This is a genomic window from Actinokineospora sp., assembly GCF_050699995.1.
In the GTDB taxonomy this organism is placed as follows: Bacteria; Actinomycetota; Actinomycetes; order Mycobacteriales; family Pseudonocardiaceae; genus Actinokineospora.
The window spans coordinates 1-15,712 of sequence record NZ_JBOHGC010000469.1 but is presented as its reverse complement, the minus strand read 5'-3'; the positions used below and the strand labels follow the sequence as shown (position 1 = coordinate 15,712).

17 protein-coding genes are annotated in these 15,712 nt (G+C 69.6%); 5 read left to right on the top strand and 12 right to left on the bottom strand.

Going from position 1 to position 15,712, the window contains the following annotated elements; all coding sequences use genetic code 11:
* Positions 1 to 135 precede the first annotated feature (135 nt).
* Both rsmH and mraZ read right to left on the bottom strand, forming a co-directional pair.
* Positions 136 to 1,092 (bottom strand): 16S rRNA (cytosine(1402)-N(4))-methyltransferase RsmH, encoded by a 957-nt coding sequence (gene rsmH / locus ACRDSQ_RS23270; RefSeq protein WP_431424003.1) that lies wholly within the window; start codon positions 1,090 to 1,092, stop codon positions 136 to 138.
* Positions 1,093 to 1,248: 156 nt separating this feature from the next.
* Complete coding sequence (mraZ, locus tag ACRDSQ_RS23265; protein ID WP_091374372.1) at positions 1,249 to 1,680, bottom strand: division/cell wall cluster transcriptional repressor MraZ; 432 nt, start codon at positions 1,678 to 1,680, stop codon at positions 1,249 to 1,251.
* 655 nt (positions 1,681 to 2,335) lie between these two features.
* Between mraZ and ACRDSQ_RS23260 the strand changes: the two genes are divergently transcribed.
* From ACRDSQ_RS23260 to ACRDSQ_RS23250, 3 genes are read left to right on the top strand one after another with little or no spacing between them, the layout of a single operon-like run.
* Complete coding sequence (locus ACRDSQ_RS23260; RefSeq protein ID WP_431424001.1) at positions 2,336 to 3,436, top strand: AAA family ATPase; 1,101 nt, start codon at positions 2,336 to 2,338, stop codon at positions 3,434 to 3,436.
* A 9-nt stretch (positions 3,437 to 3,445) separates the two neighbouring features.
* The gene (locus tag ACRDSQ_RS23255; protein WP_431423999.1) at positions 3,446 to 4,711 is read left to right on the top strand and encodes a DUF58 domain-containing protein; all 1,266 of its coding nucleotides are present in this window, start codon (positions 3,446 to 3,448) and stop codon (positions 4,709 to 4,711) included.
* Positions 4,712 to 4,754: 43 nt separating this feature from the next.
* Positions 4,755 to 7,145, top strand: coding sequence for a transglutaminaseTgpA domain-containing protein (locus ACRDSQ_RS23250; protein ID WP_431423997.1), 2,391 nt, complete (start codon positions 4,755 to 4,757; stop codon positions 7,143 to 7,145).
* 109 nt (positions 7,146 to 7,254) lie between these two features.
* On the opposite strand, the gene ACRDSQ_RS23245 is transcribed toward ACRDSQ_RS23250, so the two are convergent.
* A complete protein-coding gene (locus tag ACRDSQ_RS23245) occupies positions 7,255 to 7,662 on the bottom strand; it encodes a DUF3040 domain-containing protein (protein WP_431423995.1) in 408 nt (135 codons plus the stop codon).
* Between the two features lie 133 nt (positions 7,663 to 7,795).
* Positions 7,796 to 9,793, bottom strand: a complete 1,998-nt coding sequence (locus ACRDSQ_RS23240) for an acyl-CoA dehydrogenase (protein ID WP_431423994.1) — start codon at positions 9,791 to 9,793, stop codon at positions 7,796 to 7,798.
* A gap of 73 nt (positions 9,794 to 9,866) precedes the next feature.
* Between ACRDSQ_RS23240 and ACRDSQ_RS23235 the strand changes: the two genes are divergently transcribed.
* On the top strand, positions 9,867 to 10,877 hold the full coding sequence (locus tag ACRDSQ_RS23235; protein WP_431423993.1) for a PHP domain-containing protein: 1,011 nt from the start codon (positions 9,867 to 9,869) through the stop codon (positions 10,875 to 10,877).
* A gap of 58 nt (positions 10,878 to 10,935) precedes the next feature.
* Here ACRDSQ_RS23235 and ACRDSQ_RS23230 read toward each other — a convergent pair whose 3' ends face one another.
* Both ACRDSQ_RS23230 and ACRDSQ_RS23225 read right to left on the bottom strand, forming a co-directional pair.
* A complete protein-coding gene (locus tag ACRDSQ_RS23230) occupies positions 10,936 to 11,370 on the bottom strand; it encodes an ATP-binding protein (RefSeq protein WP_431423991.1) in 435 nt (144 codons plus the stop codon).
* Between the two features lie 93 nt (positions 11,371 to 11,463).
* Positions 11,464 to 11,775, bottom strand: a complete 312-nt coding sequence (locus tag ACRDSQ_RS23225; protein ID WP_431423990.1) for an STAS domain-containing protein — start codon at positions 11,773 to 11,775, stop codon at positions 11,464 to 11,466.
* A 156-nt stretch (positions 11,776 to 11,931) separates the two neighbouring features.
* On the opposite strand from ACRDSQ_RS23225, the gene ACRDSQ_RS23220 reads away from it, so the two are divergent.
* The gene (locus tag ACRDSQ_RS23220) at positions 11,932 to 12,228 is read left to right on the top strand and encodes a WhiB family transcriptional regulator (RefSeq protein ID WP_431423988.1); all 297 of its coding nucleotides are present in this window, start codon (positions 11,932 to 11,934) and stop codon (positions 12,226 to 12,228) included.
* Between the two features lie 4 nt (positions 12,229 to 12,232).
* On the opposite strand, the gene ACRDSQ_RS23215 is transcribed toward ACRDSQ_RS23220, so the two are convergent.
* From ACRDSQ_RS23215 to ACRDSQ_RS23190, 6 genes are all read right to left on the bottom strand, one after another.
* Entirely contained in the window at positions 12,233 to 12,991 is a 759-nt protein-coding gene (locus ACRDSQ_RS23215) for a SigB/SigF/SigG family RNA polymerase sigma factor (RefSeq protein WP_431423987.1), read from the bottom strand.
* On the bottom strand, positions 12,988 to 13,419 hold the full coding sequence (locus ACRDSQ_RS23210; protein ID WP_431423986.1) for an ATP-binding protein: 432 nt from the start codon (positions 13,417 to 13,419) through the stop codon (positions 12,988 to 12,990). Before ACRDSQ_RS23210 ends, ACRDSQ_RS23215 begins: the two co-directional genes overlap by 4 nt.
* 160 nt (positions 13,420 to 13,579) lie before the next feature.
* Positions 13,580 to 14,212, bottom strand: a complete 633-nt coding sequence (locus ACRDSQ_RS23205; protein ID WP_431423985.1) for a hypothetical protein — start codon at positions 14,210 to 14,212, stop codon at positions 13,580 to 13,582.
* A 148-nt stretch (positions 14,213 to 14,360) separates the two neighbouring features.
* On the bottom strand, positions 14,361 to 14,795 hold the full coding sequence (locus ACRDSQ_RS23200) for a hypothetical protein (RefSeq protein ID WP_431423984.1): 435 nt from the start codon (positions 14,793 to 14,795) through the stop codon (positions 14,361 to 14,363).
* 409 nt (positions 14,796 to 15,204) lie between these two features.
* On the bottom strand, positions 15,205 to 15,465 hold the full coding sequence (locus ACRDSQ_RS23195) for a hypothetical protein (protein WP_431423983.1): 261 nt from the start codon (positions 15,463 to 15,465) through the stop codon (positions 15,205 to 15,207).
* Positions 15,466 to 15,514: 49 nt separating this feature from the next.
* A partial coding sequence (locus ACRDSQ_RS23190) for an AMED_5909 family protein (protein WP_431423981.1) occupies positions 15,515 to 15,712 on the bottom strand: 198 nt, incomplete at its 5' end.

Genomic DNA, 15,712 nt, shown 5'->3' with positions numbered 1-15,712 from the left:
CGTCGGCGGCGGGACGGCGGCGGCGCGAGCGGTCGGCGCGGTCGTCCGGGCCCGCGACCTCCGCAGTCTCGTCCAGGGACTTGTCGGTCGGCTTCGTGGCTGCGCGCGCGGCGTTCTTGTTGCGCGTGGGTGCGGTCATGATGCCTCCCGGATTCGTTCGGCGGCGCGCAGTCGGACGGACTGGGCGCGCGAATTGCGTTCGATCTCCTGCTCGTCGGCCTGCTCGGCCCCCCTGGTCAGCATGCGGATCTGGGGGCCGTGGCCGGGCAGTTCGACCGGGAGTCCTTCCGGCGTGGTCGACTTCGCGAGTTCGGCCATGGCCTTCTTGACGATCCGGTCCTCCAGGGACTGGTAGGCCTCCACCACGATCCGCCCGCCCACCCGCAGCGCCGAGAGGGCCGCCGGGATGGCGCGGCGCAGGACGTCGAGTTCGGCGTTGACCTCGATGCGCAGCGCCTGGAAGGTGCGCTTGGCGGGGTGACCGCCAGTGCGCCGCGACGCCGCGGGCACGGCGGAGTAGAGCAGTTCGACCAGCCTGGCGCTGTTGGTGAACGGTTCCTTCTCACGCTCGTTCACGACCGCGCGGACGATCCTGGTGGCGAACTTCTCCTCGCCGTACTCGCGCAGGATCCGGACCAGGTCGCCCGGCGGGTACGTGTTGAGCACGTCCGCGGCGGTCGCGCCGGTGGTCGGGTCCATCCGCATGTCGAGCGGCGAATCCTTCGAGTAGGCGAAACCTCGCTCGGCCACGTCGAGTTGCATGGACGAGACGCCGAGGTCGAAGAGCACACCATCCACCCGCGACAGTCCCAGTCCGCCGATGGCCTCCAGGATTCCGTCGTAGACGGTGTGCACGAGGTGGACCCGGTCGCCGTGGCGGGCAAGGCGTTCACGGGACATGGCGAGGGCGTTGGGGTCGCGGTCGAGGCCGATCAGGGTGAGTTCAGGGTGCGCGGCCAGCAGGGCGTCGGCGTGGCCGCCGAGCCCAAGGGTGGCGTCGACAAGGACGGCGGGGCGCCCGGACAGGGCCGGATCGAACAGCTCCAAGATCCGGTCCAACAGCACCGGCACGTGCCGCGGCTGCTCCGTCATGTGGCCACACCCCCTTTCCACTTTCCGGCCGAAACAAGGCCGGGTGCCGCCAGGTCCCCGCCCGCTCGTCGAACCTGGCACCGGGGAAGGTGCGCCAGGGCCGAAAGCGAGCGGACCGAGGCCTCACGGCACCCGCGTCCTCTGCTCCCCCACTACTCAGAACACGCCGGGCAGCACCTCCTCCCGAGCCTGGGAGTAGCTGTCCTCGTGCTCGTCCAGGTAGGTCTGCCACGCTTGCGCGTCCCAGATCTCCAGCCTGGTGATCGCCCCGATGACCACGCACTCCTTGGTCAGCCCGGCATAGCGCCGGAGTTCCGGTGCGACCGCGATCCGGCCCTGGCTGTCCGGACGCTGCTCATCGGTTCCCGCGAACAGGTACCGCTGGTAGGCCCGGACGGCCTCGTTCGTCAGGGGTGCGGCAGCGACCTTGCGCGCCATCTCCTCGAACTCCGCGCGCGGGAACACGTAGAGGCAGTGATCCTGACCCTTCGTGACCATGAGTCCACCCGCGAGAGCTTCTCGGAACTTGGCCGGCAGTGTCAGCCGCCCCTTGTCGTCGAGCTTGGGGGTGTGCGTGCCGAGGAACATCCGGACACTCACCTCCCCACCGAACCGGTCGGATCGGTCATGAGGCTCCCGTCTGCCCCACTTGGCGCCACAGTACCCCACTTTTCACCACAGTCAACGCGAAATGACCCGGTTCGACCCGGCCGTGGATGACGTTTTCCCAGCTAGAGGGCGCGGCAGCGGTGTGGGGGGCGGTGGGGGACCTGACCGCCGCGGGTGAAGTCCCGCCCGTCAAGATCGCTCGAAATTCGGACGCAACCCCGGGTTATCCCGCGCGTCCTTCGGTATGTGGGGCTCTGTGGGGAGCGTGGTGGGGAATGGAGTGGGGAACCTGGCGGGCGCTGGTGGGTGATCGTGGGGCAGGCGCACGGCCGCGCCCGGGCGTGCCATCGCTCAGCGTGAGCACGGCCCGCGCCGGTAGCGGAGTGGGGGCCGCGCCCGCGAGGCGGGAGCGGCCGATCATGGCCGCGGCCCGCCTGGCACTATCCACACCGGGCCGGCGGGTCCCATCGGCTTCCCTGGAAACGCTGGGGTACTTCGCCCTGGTTTGACACACTCCATGGAAGGCTGTCGCGGCCACGGGACGTGGCTGGCGACGTCAGGCGCCGAGCGCGTCCATGCCCGGATCGGGCGATGGATTCCCGGACAGCCGTTTTGAGACGCATCAGGAGGTCGCGTGACGTCAAGTTCCCCCGCCGCTCTGCCTGGGCACCCCCCGTTCGGCGGCGGTCAAGGGCAAGAGCCGCAGCTGGGGCCGATCTCCGGGTACACGGGCCAGCAGGACGGGCTCCGGCCCGGCAGGCTCGACGAACTGCATGTCTGCGCGCAGCGGATCGCCGCGAACGTGGAGCGGGTGCTGGTCGGCAAGCCCGAGGTGGTGCGGATCGCCCTGGTCACGCTGCTCGCCGAGGGCCACCTGCTGGTCGAGGACGTGCCCGGCGTCGGCAAGACGTCGCTGGCCAAGGCGCTCGCGCGGTCCATCGACTGTTCGGTGAGCCGGATCCAGTTCACCCCCGACCTGCTGCCCAGCGACGTCACCGGCGTGTCGATCTTCAACCGGCAGACCAACGAGTTCGAGTTCCGACCCGGCCCGGTGTTCGCGAACATCGTGGTGGGCGACGAGATCAACCGGGCCTCGCCGAAGACCCAGTCCGCGCTGCTGGAGTGCATGGAGGAGCAGCAGGTCACCGTCGACGGCAAGACCTTCGAGCTGCAGTCGCCGTTCATGGTGATCGCCACCCAGAACCCGATCGAGATGGAGGGCACCTACGCCCTCCCCGAGGCGCAGCGCGACCGCTTCACCGCGCGCGTGTCGATCGGCTACCCGGACCCGCAGGCCGAGTTGGCGATGGTCGACGAGCACGCGGGCCACGACGTCTTCAAAACCCTCAAGCCGGTGTCGGACGCCGACCAGGTCCGCGGTCTGATCGAGACGGTCCGCGGTGTCCAGATCGCCCACGAGGTGCGCCGCTACGCCGTCGAGCTCGTGTCGGCGACGCGCAGGCTCTCGGAGATCCGGGTCGGTGCCTCCCCCCGCTCGACGCTGCACCTGGTGCGGGCCGCGCGGGCGCAGGCGGCGCTGTCGGGTCGCGACTACGTCGTGCCCGACGACATCCACCTGGTCGCGATCCCGGTTCTGGCGCACCGGCTCAACCTCACCCCTGAGGCGCAGGCCGCGCGCCGGTCCCCCGCCGAGCTCATCCGCGGTCTGATCCAGCGCGTGCCGGTCCCGCAGGCGGAGCCGAGCGCGCAATGGGCCGCTCGCGGTCGTCAGTAGGAGTGGTCCATGCGCGGTGCGCTGTCGGGGCTGACCACGCGGGGCCGGTGTCTGCTGGCCGCGGGGATCGCCGCCGCGCTGTGTTCGGTGGTGCTCAACGAGCGTGACCTGCTCCGGGTCGCGGTGTTCGTGGTGGCGCTGCCGCTGATCGTCTGCCTGATCACGGCGGTGGCCAGGGTCGGTCTGCACGCGGAGCGCCAGATCGCCCCGGCGCGGGTCCCCGTGGGCGGGCGCGCGGAGGTCGCGCTGACGGTGCGCAGCACCGGCAGGCTTCCCACGAGCGGGCTGCTCATCTCCGACGGCGTGCCCTACGCGCTGGGCGGCAAGCCCCGGTTCGTCATCGAGCACCTGCCCCGCCACAGCGGCACGCAGCTGCGGTACGCGGTGCAGCCGATGCTGCGCGGCATCCAGCAGCTCGGGCCGCTCAAGGCGACGATCACCGACCCGTTCGGCCTCGCCGAGTTCGAACGCGAACTCGCGCGGACCTCGCGGCTCGTCGTGGTGCCCCGGGTGGTCCCGCTCAGCGGCGTGCCGGGTGGCTCGGGCCTTGGCTCGGGTGACGACGGCTCGATCCGGCTCAACGCGGGCCACGGCGAGGACGACGCGATCGTGCGTCCCTACCGCCAGGGCGACGACCTGCGCAAGGTCCACTGGCGTTCGACGGCCAAGCGCGACGAGATGATGGTCCGGGTCGAGGAAAGCCCGTGGCGCGGCGGCACGACAGTGCTGCTCGACCACCGGGTGTCCGGCCACCGCGGCACCGGCGCGAGCTCCAGCCTGGAGTGGGCGGTGTCGTTCGCCGCCTCCATCTGCGTGCACCTGCACCGCTACGGCCAGCAGATCCGCCTGGTGACCGAGACCGGCAGCGTTCTCGTGAGCGACGCGGGCGACGGCAGCCACAGTGACAACGCGGTGCTGGACGCGCTCGCCGCGCTGCAGCCGATCCACCAGCGGGAGATCAACTGCCCGGCGGACCCCGGGCACGGCCAGGAGCTGATCGCGATCATCGGCGCGGCGACGCCGGAGTCGGTGGGCCAGCTGATCAGGTACCGGACCCGTGGGACGCGCAGCCTCGCGGTCCTGCTCGACACCTCGGCATGGGGTGCCGCCCAGGGCCCGGAAGCCGACCCGCAAGGCACGGCCGCGCTGCTGGCGGCGGCGGGCTGGGGCGTGACGATCGCCCGCCCCGACACCCCGATGGCCGGGGTGTGGGGCAGCGTCTGCCGCAACAGCACCAAGCGCGGCGACAGCATGATCGCGGGGTTCGGCCTGTGATCACCGTGAACACGACACCACGCACCACCCCGGGAGTCGGGCGATGAGCGAGCAGACGACTCCGCAGGCGCAGTGGTCGGTGACGGTCACCCCGGTGATCGCCGCCATCACGACGCTGTGCGCCTCCAGCGCCCTCGCGGGTGTGATCGACGGGATGCGCTGGCTGGGTTACGCGGGCATCGCGGTGATCGTGGTGACGGCGACCGGTCTGGCCCTGCGGGCGATCCGGACCCCGACCCTCGTGGTCGGTCTCGCTCAGATGGTCGCGCTGCTGTTCCTGGTCGTGGCCCTGTTCACCCATAGCGGAATCCTCGGGTTGATACCTGGTCCCTCGGCGTTCGCCGAACTGGGCGAGGTGCTCCGCAAGTCGGTCGATGCCGTGCAGACCGGGGTGCCACCGGTACCCGCGTCGACGCCGATGCTCTGCCTGGTGGTGATCGCGATCGGGCTGGTCGCGGTCCTCGTCGACACGCTCGCGGTCTCCGCGGGCGCCCCCGCCGCGTGTGGGCTCGTGCTGCTCTGCGTCTACGCCGTGCCCGCCTCGCTGGCCGACGACCTGCTGCCCTGGTGGTCCTTCGTGCTCGGCGCGACCTCGTTCGCGCTGCTGCTGGCCGTCGACGGCGCACACCGCCACCAGCAGTGGCGCAACCGGCCCGCGCTGCCGGACACCACGGCCGCGTTCGGCTCACCGACGACGATGGTGTCGTCGGCTCTGGTGCTGGGTCTGCTCGCGGGCGTGGTGGTCACGGGCATCGGCACGGTCGGCGGCCTGCCCGGCGGCAGCGGGGGCGGCGGCGGGGGCGGCGGGCTGGCGCTCAAGCCGTTCACGGCGCTGCGCGGCATGCTCGACCAGGGCACGAACGTCGAACTGTTCCGCGTGCGGGGCCTCGGCAACGAGGGCCGCTACCTGCGGGCGATGACGCTGCCCCGCTATGACCGCAACGGCGGCTGGACCGCCGCCGACGCCCTGCCCGACGACATCCCGGCCGACAGCGACCTGCCGCCCGCCCCCGGTGACGACGGCGGCGGCACGATCACCCGGATCTCCATCGAGCCGATCAACTCCCAAGACCTGTGGGCACCGGTCTACGGGATCCCGCGCAAGCTGCGGGACATCCCGAAGGGCATGTTCTACGACCAGAGCGGCGGCATGGTCTATTCGCGCAATCCGCGCAAGCTGCCCACCTATGTCGAAGAGGCCGACATGAGTCAGCCCACCGCGGCCGACCTGCGGCTGGCCGGGTACGACTTCGGCGAGATCGACCCGGTGTACCTGGGCTCCGAGGGCATCGACGCGGAGGTCGTCGCCCTCGCGAAGCAGATCACCGAGGGCAAGACGACCATGTTCGACAAGGCGCTGGCGCTGCAGAAGCATTTCGAGCGGTCCAACGGGTTCGAGTACAAGACGCAGACCGGCACCTCCAGCGACGAGGACGCGCTCAAGGAGTTCCTGTTCCGGTCGAAGATCGGGTACTGCGAGCAGTACGCCTCGGCGATGGCGATCCTCGCGCGCGCCGCGGGCATCCCGTCGCGGGTCGCGATCGGCTACACGGCGGGATTCCAGTCCGGCGACTACCGGTCGATCACGACGCAGGACGCGCACGCGTGGGTCGAGGTGTTCTTCCCCGCGCAGGGGTGGGTCACGTTCGACCCGACCCCGCTGTCGGACGGCCGCACCTACGAGGCGCCGTACACGACCAGCGACCCGAACACGGAGACGTCGACGCCCGTGTCGGAGTCCGCGGCGCCGTCGGCGTCGGCCGGGCCGAGCACGTCGGCTCAGCAGAATCCCGAGGACCGGCCGGACACCGCGGGCGAGGCGCCGACACCCGGGGAGGATTCGTGGTCGATCCCCTGGCAGCTCTACGCGGCGTTGATCTGCGCGCTGCTACTGGTCGCCGCGATGGCGGTCGCGCACGTCAGGCGTGACCTGCTGCGGTTCGTGGTGCCGGTCGTGGCGGCGCTGGGGACGTTGACGGTGTTCTTCCTGGCTTCCATCTTGTCCTGGTGGCTGGCCGTGTTGGTCCTTGTGCTCGTGGCGACGACCATTCCGGCGCTGGTCCGGGAGTGGTGGCGGCACGACCGGCGGCACGCGGTGCTCGCGGGCACCCCGGCCGCGGCGAGCGCGGCGTGGACCGAGCTGATGGCCGAGTCCTGGGATCGTGGCGCGTCGGTGTCCGACGCCGACACCGTCCGCACGGCCGCGCGCAGGATGTCGCGGGAGCACAACCTCGACGAGGGCGGCAAGATGGCGCTTCGGACCGTGGTGAGTTCGGTGGAGCGGTCCTGGTACGGCGGGCGGGCCGAGGACCCGGCGCTGGCCCAGGCGTTCGACGAGGTCGTCAGCGGCCTGCGCCGCACGGCTCCCCTGCCGTGGAAGGCCCGCCTGCTCCCGCGCTCGGTCGTCCAACCCCGCCGCACCAAGCGCCAGTAGCCCAAGCCTCGGGGACAACCGCTATCAGTCCGGACACAGCGAAGGTGGCCGAGGGACCGAAGTCCCAGGACCACCCGAAGCGTTGTACTGCCTCTCGGGGAGGCGGGTACTAGTGCTCGCCGTCGAAGCGCTTCTTGAAGCGCGCTTCCATCCGCTGGGAGAACGAGCCGCGCCGGTGGGCTGACTCGCCGCCCGGCGGACGTTGGCCTTCGCCCTCTTCCGACGCGGCGTCGCCGCCGTGTCGCAGGGCCGTCAGCGTGAGCAGAGCGCCGACGAACATCACCAGGAAGCCGAGCAGGCTCACCACAGGGATACCCGCCGGTTTGAACGGCAGCATCACACCGATCACGAGGAGTGCAACGCCCAGGACGAACAGGGCGATGCCCTGCAGCCTGCGCCGTCGGGACGGCTTGCGTAGGCGGGCACCTCGGACAGTGGAGGCGAACTTGGGATCCTCGGCGTAGAGAGCGCGCTCGATCTGGTCGAGCAGTCGCTGCTCGTGCTCGGAGAGTGGCATGTTTCCTCCTCCGGCACAGCGGTCGCGGGCGCCGGGCGATCACGGTTGCCGCCGGACCCGGCGGGCACCCCGCAGTGGGGGTGTCAGTGTCCAGGATACGGGCCTTTCCTGGCCAGGACTACCCGATCCTCGATCACGGTGTCACAGCTTCTTCGGAGTCCTCCATACGGGGTAGTTCCGGGGCCTCGTGCGCGCGCTGGGCGTCCTGGCGGTCGCGTTCGGCGCCGAGTGCGATGGGGGCGCCGACCATGCTGTCAGGGATGGCGAACGCCTCGACGAGGGTGCCCGCGTGCGGTCGCAGATGGGCGCAGAGTTCGCTGACGGCGCTGGTCACAGCCTTGGCGCGGGCCGTGGTGAGACGGCCGTGGCCGAGGAACCAGTCGAGGTCGGCCTCGACGTTGCTGAGCACGTGGAGGTCGCAGAGCCGGTCGAGCAACTCCGTGACGGCGGGGTCGGTGCCGCGGTCGATCGCGGCGACGAAAGCCTCGAGAACCACCCGGTCGATGTGGACCCGGGCCGCGCGCAGGACGTGGTCTTGCGCACGATTGAAGATGGCGAAGGAGTCGGCGCCCTCCTCCCCCGCCCGGCGAAGGCGGCGGGCGAGGGTGTCGAGGACGTGCTTCTCGCGGTCCTCGAACAGCTTCAGGTGCCAGCCGCGCTCCAGCAGGTCGGTCTCCTCGTCCTGTGTGGTGACCGCGTTGATCAGCCGGTCGATGAGCCCGCGGGCGGCGGTGCGCTCGAGCACGGTCCCGAGGACCTGGTCGGTGATGAACCGGGCCATGCCCGCGCTGCCGAGTGCGTGCAGGTGCTGCTGGTATCCGGTCAGCAGGCCCTTCGCGACCAGTTGGAGCAGGACCGTGTTGTCGCCTTCGAAGGTCGTGAACACGTCGGTGTCGGCTTTGATGCCGGGCAGCCGGTTCTCCGCCAGGTAGCCCGCGCCGCCGCAGGCCTCCCGGCAGGTCTGGACGGTCTTGGTGGCGTGCCAGGTGGCGACGGCCTTGATGCCCGCCGCCCGCGATTCGAGTTCGCGCTGCGCGCGGTCGTCGTCGGTCCGCAGCTCGTGCAGGGTGGTGACGAGTTCCTCTTGGGCGAAGTGCAGGCCGTACGTGGTCGCCAGGGCGGGCAGCAGCTTGCGCTGGTGGGCGAGGTAGTCCAGGAGGACGACCTCCTCCCCGGTCTCCGGGTTGTCGAACTGGCGCCGGACCTGCGCGTAGCGCACGGCGATCTTCAGCGCGGTCTTCGTCGCGCTTCCCGCGGCGCCCGCGACGCTGATCCGGCCGCGGATGAGGGTGCCGAGCATGGTGAAGAACCGCTTGGAGTCGCCGTCGATAGGGCTGCTGTACGTGCCGTCGGCGGCCACGTCGCCGTAGCGGTTGAGGAGGGCGTCGCGCGGGACCCGGACGTTGTCGAACCAGAGCCTGCCGTTGTCGACGCCGTTGAGGCCCGCCTTGCGCCCGCAGTCCTCGATCCGCACCCCCGGAGCGGGCTCGCCGGACCCGGTGCGGATCGGCACCAGCAGCGCGTGCACGCCTCGGGACTCGCCGCCGGTGACCAGCTGGGCGAAGAGGACGGCCATCCTGCCGTCGCGGGCGGCGTTGCCGATGTACTCCTTGCGGGCGCCCTCGTGTGGCGTGTGGACGACGAACTCGCCGGTCGCCGGGTCGTAGGTGGCGGTGGTGCGCAGGTGCTGGACGTCGGAGCCGTGCCCGGTCTCGGTCATCGCGAAGCAGCCGGGCAGGTCCAGGTCCATGATCGCGCGCAGGTGGCGCTCGTGGTGGACCTCGGTGCCCAGCGCCACCACCGCGCCGCCGAACAGGCCCCACTGCACGCCCGCCTTGACCATGACCGACAGGTCGCCGAAGCCGAGCATCTCGAACGCGGTGAGCGCGGCTCCGGTGTCGGCCTCACCGCCGTACTCCTTCGGGAACCCGGCGCGCGGGTAGCCGGAGGCGACGAGCGCGCGCAGCGAGTCGAGGACTTGGGCGCGGTGCTCCTCGGTGGGCAGGTCGACCGGCGGCGCGGGCAGCTCGGACATCCGGATGCGCGCGTCTCGGCGGACGTGCGCCCACCGTCCGTCGAGCAGGTCGGTCAGCGCTGACGGGTCGACGGGTGCGGTAACCGGGATATCCATGGCGGCACTCCTTTCGGCCCTTCGAACGCTAGGGCGGCTCGCGACTGTCGCCGGGCGATGGTTAATTGGGGGCATGGATCCCGTCGCCGCCCTCAAGCAGATCGCGCTGTTCCTGGAGCGGTCGGGCGAGCCGACCTACAAGGTGCGCGCGTTCCGCAAGGCCGCCGCGATAGTCGCCGATCTGCCCCCGGGAGAACTGGACAAACGGGTCAAGGCGGGCACGCTGACCGCGCTGCCCGGCATCGGTAAGTCCACCGCCGCGGCGATCACCGAAGCCGTCACGGGCGGCGAGCCCGGATACCTGACCAAGCTGACCGAGGGCGCCCAGTCGCCGGTCGCGGGCGGCGCCCAGTTGCGGGCCGCGCTGCGCGGGGACTGCCACACGCACTCGGACTGGTCCGACGGCGGCAGCCCGATCCGGGAGATGGCCGAGGCGGCGATCGCGCTCGGCCACGAGTGGATGGCGCTGACCGACCACTCCCCGCGGCTCAAGGTCGCGAACGGGCTCAGCGCGGAGCGGCTGCGCAGGCAGCTGGAGGTGGTGGCCGAGCTGAACGTGGAACTGGCCCCGTTCTTGATCCTCACCGGCATCGAGGTCGACATCCTGCTCGACGGCGGCCTCGACCAGACCGACGAGCTGCTCGCCGAGGTCGATGTCGTGGTGGCCAGCGTGCACTCGAAGCTGCGCATGCCCAAGGCGGAGATGACCGAGCGGATGCTCACCGCCGTAGCCAACCCGCACACCGACATCCTGGGGCACTGCACGGGCAGGCTGGTGACCGGCCACGGCCGCCCGGAGTCGACCTTCGACGCCCAGTCGGTGTTCGCCGCGTGCGTCGAGTACGGGGTCGCCGTGGAGATCAACTCCCGCCCGGAGCGCCTCGACCCGCCCCGCAGGCTGCTGACCCTGGCCGAGGAGCTCGGCTGCGACTTCGCGATCGACACCGACGCGCACGCACCCGGTCAGCTCGACTGGCTGCCCTTCGGGTGCGAACGCGCCGAGGAGTGCGGGATCGGTCCCGACCGGGTCATCAACACACGAACGGCTGACGATTTCCTGGCTCGCATCGCGGCGCGGAAGTAGCACGGAAGTAGCACAGACGCCGTGCAGTGGTGTGCGGGCTCAGGGGGTGTGCGGGGGCTCAGTGGTGTGCGGGCGGGCGCAGGTGCATGGACGGGACCGGCGCGCTCGCCGGGATGAAGGGGAACTCCGCCCACACCCACTTCCCGCCGAGGGCGAGCTGCCACCCCCAGGCGGCGCTCAGCGCTTCGACGATGGTGAGGCCCCGGCTGCGCGGGGCCAGGACTTCCCGGTCCCCGCTCACCGGCGCGCCCGGGCCTTCGTCGCGCACGCGCAGCAGGACTCGGCTTTCGAGAAGCCGGAGGTCGACGGTGATCTCGCCGCGCCCGTGTTCCATCGCGTTCGTGACCAGCTCCGAGGTGGCGAGTACGACGTCAGCGGTGAGCGCCTCGTCACACGCCCAGGACCGGAGGGCGGCGCTGACGAAGTCACGCGCCTCACCCGCCGACCGGGTGGTCGGCGGAAGGCGGGCGATTAACTCTGCCCGGTCATCCACCATCTCGCCGCCTCTTGCTGGAGTCCACGCACCACCCTCCCAGTGGGACTGGGGTGCACTCGCTCTGAGATACCCCGGCTGGGGGACCTTGAATCACGAATTTCTGGCGAGCCCGAACACCTCCGCCAGGCCCGTGATCTCGATGATCCGGCGCACCCGGTCGTGCGGCTCGCGCAGGGTCATCGACAGGCCGGAACCGTCGGCCCGGCGCCGCGCGGCCACGAGAACCCGCAGGCCCGCGGAGTCCATGAACTCGACTTTCGACAGGTCGACGCACACGCCGGTGGCGCCGGAGGACGAGAGCGCCTCGTCGAGTGCCAGTTCGAGCCGGGGCGACGTGGCGAGATCGACCTCACCCTCCACGGACACGATCACCGGGTCGAGGCCCTCGCTGTTGATCTCCACTATCGATCCTTTCCGACCGGGTAATCCGGGTTTGTCACTGTGTTTCCGGCAGCGCCGATCACTGTGGGAACACTGAGCACAGTTTGGTCCATGCGGGCACCGGGTATCTGATGATCACTTCCCCGCGCGATGGCGGGGCCACAAGGAAGGGTCACGATGGCCGAGATCGCCCGCCTGCCCAAGCCCGTCACGACCGAATGGGAATGGCAGACCAAGGGGTCCTGCCGCGGGGTCGACAGCGTGGTCTTCTTCCACCCCGACGCCGAGCGCGGACCGGCGAGGGCCGCGCGCGAGGCCCGCGCCAAGGCGATCTGCCGGGCCTGCCCGGTGCTCGAGAAGTGCCGCGAGCACGCGCTCAGCGTCCAGGAGCCGTACGGCATCTGGGGCGCGATGGGCGAAGGCGAGCGGCGGGCGCTGATCGCCCACCGCCGCAGGCAGCTTCGGGTCGGCTGATCCATCAGCGCACCATGCTGTCCTCGCCGAGACCCGCCCGGAGTCGGTCGAGGATCTTGGCGAGCAGCCGCGAGACCTGCATCTGGGAGACGCCGACGCGGCGCGCGATGTCGGCCTGGCTCATGCCGCGAACGAATCTGAGCAGAATGATCTTCTGCTCCCGCTCGGTGAGTTCGGCCAGCAGCGGTTGCAGCGCCCGGCGGTTGTCGACCTGGTTGAGCTCGTCGTCCTCGTAGCCGAACCGGTCGCCGTTGGGCTCGGCGAGCCGAGCGTCGAGTGAGGAGCCCTCCTTGGACGCGCCCGCCATGAGCGTCTCGTAAACCTGTTCCCTGGTCAGCCCCAGGTGGTCGGCCAGTTCACTGGGCTTGGGCGCGCGGCCCAGCTGCTGAGTCAGCTCGGCGCGGCCCGTGGCGACGGTCACGTGCAGTTCCTTGAGCTGGCGCGGCACCCGCACGGCCCAGCCGGTGTCGCGGAAGTGCCTGCGCAGCTCCCCCATGATCGTCGGTATGGCGAAGCCGTAGAAGTTGCCCTTGGCGGCCTCGAACCGGTCGATGGACTTGATCAGCCCGATCGTGGCGACCTGGACCAGGTCCTCGAGTTGGTCGCCGCGGCGGTCGAATTTGCGCGCGAGGTTGCGGGCGAGGTCCATGTAGGCCTCGACCAACTCGGTGCGCAGCGCGACACGTCGTGGATCGCCGTCGGGGAGACGGGCCAACTCTTCGAACCGGGCGTCCTCGCGCTGCGTGGCGTCGGACTCGGTCACCGCGCCGCCGCTTCCCCGGTGCGGGTCACCAACTCGATGGACACGCGGTGCCCGTCCCCTGTGGCTTCGACGTTCTCGGTGACCGACGACGCGAGCGCGGTGAGGATCTGCCAGCTCATCCGGTCCGCCGACGGCGGCATCGGGCTCTTGGCGTCGACGTGGACGCGGACCCGCAGGCTGTCGTCGAGCAGGTCGAACGAGCAGAACAGCGACGAGTCCGGCACCGCCGCCCGCACGAGCAGCGAGCACGCCTCGTCGACGGCCATGCGCACGTCCTCGATGGCGTCGAGATCGAAATCGAGGCGCATCGCGATGTCCGCCGCGAACGAGCGGATCAGCGGCACCTGTTCGGCGTCGGCGCTCACCCGGACGTCGGCGCCGCGCACTCCTGACGCGTGAGCCGCCGCATTGGTCTCGACCTCTGACACTGTTCCTCCTGGCGCTCCTGGTCCGATCCGGCAACGTACCGCGCGGACGAGGCGAAGCGGGGTGACGACGCCCTGGCGCCGCCACCCCGCTCACGATGACGCGTTACGCACGCGCGGATCCGGGTGGTGTGTACCCAGGGCGCGCGCGCGTCAAACTCGGCTAGCGGTAGGAGTTTCGGGTGTAGGTGAGGCTGAAGGAGCCCTCGCCCGCGAAGTACTGGGCCACGAGGTAGGCGGGGTCTGTGGCGATGGCGCCGCGCGGGAGGTCACTGCCGTCGTTGCCGTCGTCCCAGCCCCACGGCGCGTTCGCGGCGTTGTCCTTGCCGTTGTCACCGCGGAATGTCCCGTAACTGGCGAAGGTCACCGCGTTCGCGCGGCGCGCCCACAGCCCGTCGGCGGCGAAGACGTTCACCAGCTGGTAGCCGACCGAGCGGTCGTTCCCGCTCGACGGAACCTCGGCGACACCGCTGGGGTAGTAGACGACGCCGTCACCGCCGGGGAACTCGGCGCCGTTCCACGCGTAGACACCGTGGCCCTTGGCCTCCTGGCGGGTGGTGGGGTGCGCGACGCCGTTGTAGGTCCGCATCGGCACGGTGCCGTCGACGTTCTCCCGGCCGCTGGTGAAGGTGCTGCCGGAGGGGACGTAGGAGTAGAAGTCGGTGTGCGCGACGGTCACCATGGCTTCGAACTTGCCGTAGTACGACCCGTCACGGCGCACGGTGAGGACGACGCCCTCCATGTCGTTCTCGTGGGTGTGGATGCCGAACGGGTTGCGGTCAGCGCAAGTGCACACACTTGGTTTCCGCGTTGTTGGCCACCTGACGTGCGGTTTTGGTCTGCCCCCAAGGAACAGCAGACTCAACGAACGGGTCGGCCCCCACGCCCGGGGATCAGCGTTGGGGGCCGGCACCTCCCCTTGCCCGGTGGGAAGGGGAGGTGTCCTAAACGGACGCGTACGGCGCGATGTCGCAGTGGCTAAGGGTGCCGCTGCCTAGCGCATCGAGCGCGTGTCGGGAGACGACCAGATCGGCGCGGTCGGTTACGCCGAAGTCGTCATGGCCCGGCTTGCCCGTGACAAACAACCACTTGAAGGCGGGAAGTTTGTCGACGTCGCCGATCCAGTCTTCCCCCTCCTCTGCGAGCGTGACGGAGGCTGGTCGAATTTCGAATCCCGACATGTCTGCGTCGCTCAGCTTTGCGGCAAGCCACTCGGTGACCAGGAAGCAGGGAAACGCGGTGATCAGGTCATCACCAAGCCAATTGTGGAACGCGTACTCGACGCGCGTCACCGTTGGGGGGTGCGTGTTTCTGTCTTGCTCCGTACCGTCACCGAGCTCCCCCGGTACTTCCGGTTCAAGCATGAAGAAGTCGGACATGTCATCACCTTACCGAAGGATCGAACTGATCACCATATTTGTCGTCAAGCTGAGTTGCGAAGTCTAGAAGTTCTTGCTTAGAAGGACTCGGGTTGTCGCGATAAAAGCGGTTCCATTCCTTTCTGAGCTGACTCAAATGAAGCCTATTGTTGACCAATCCCTTGGGAATCCCTCTCAGGTTTTCAAGAGAATGGATCTCCTCCTCAGTGATCCCCGCGCCAGGGAATTTCCTGCGCACCTGTTGTTCAACGGCATGGTGAACAATCGCCCCGTCTGCGCTGTCCGGAAATGCTTCCCTGAAAGTCTTTCTGTAGTCCGTGGACGTACTACGTCCAAACGTTGCAGGCTGCCGTTGTTTTGCGGCGACACCCGGAGAACCGCCACGGGCACTATCGCTGCCCGTCCATTCTCAATAGCCGCGCTGCATCACAGCTTGCGCGGCGCTGTCGAGCTGTTGACGGAGTTGTAGAAGCCGCGCCACAGTGGCGTCCAGCTCACCTTTGATCGCGAGCGCAATGCCGGTTAGCTCGTCACCGACGGCACCCCCGGCTTGCTGGATCGCAGCGACCGCCGTATCGATCTGGCCACTCGCACTCACCACCAACTCCACAGGCATTTGTTGCCCTGCCGCGTTGAGCGCGCCTGCTGCTTGTTCCAAATGACCTGACACGGACATTCCCCTCTGTTCAATTTGCCCATCGGGCTGACCAGGAACCGAATTAGCTAATCAATGTCGCGTCCGCCTCACCAGAACCTTTCAGTTTCACGGCCTTGTCCTTGGCAAGCCATGCGTTCGCACCGGCTTCGTAGCGATGCCTGGTATCAACTGCTGACACATGCCGGAAGACGTCGGTCCGCCACTCGTAGTAGGCGATCCATTCAGCCCGAGACGCTTTCTCGTCGGGCATGTGCCGCAC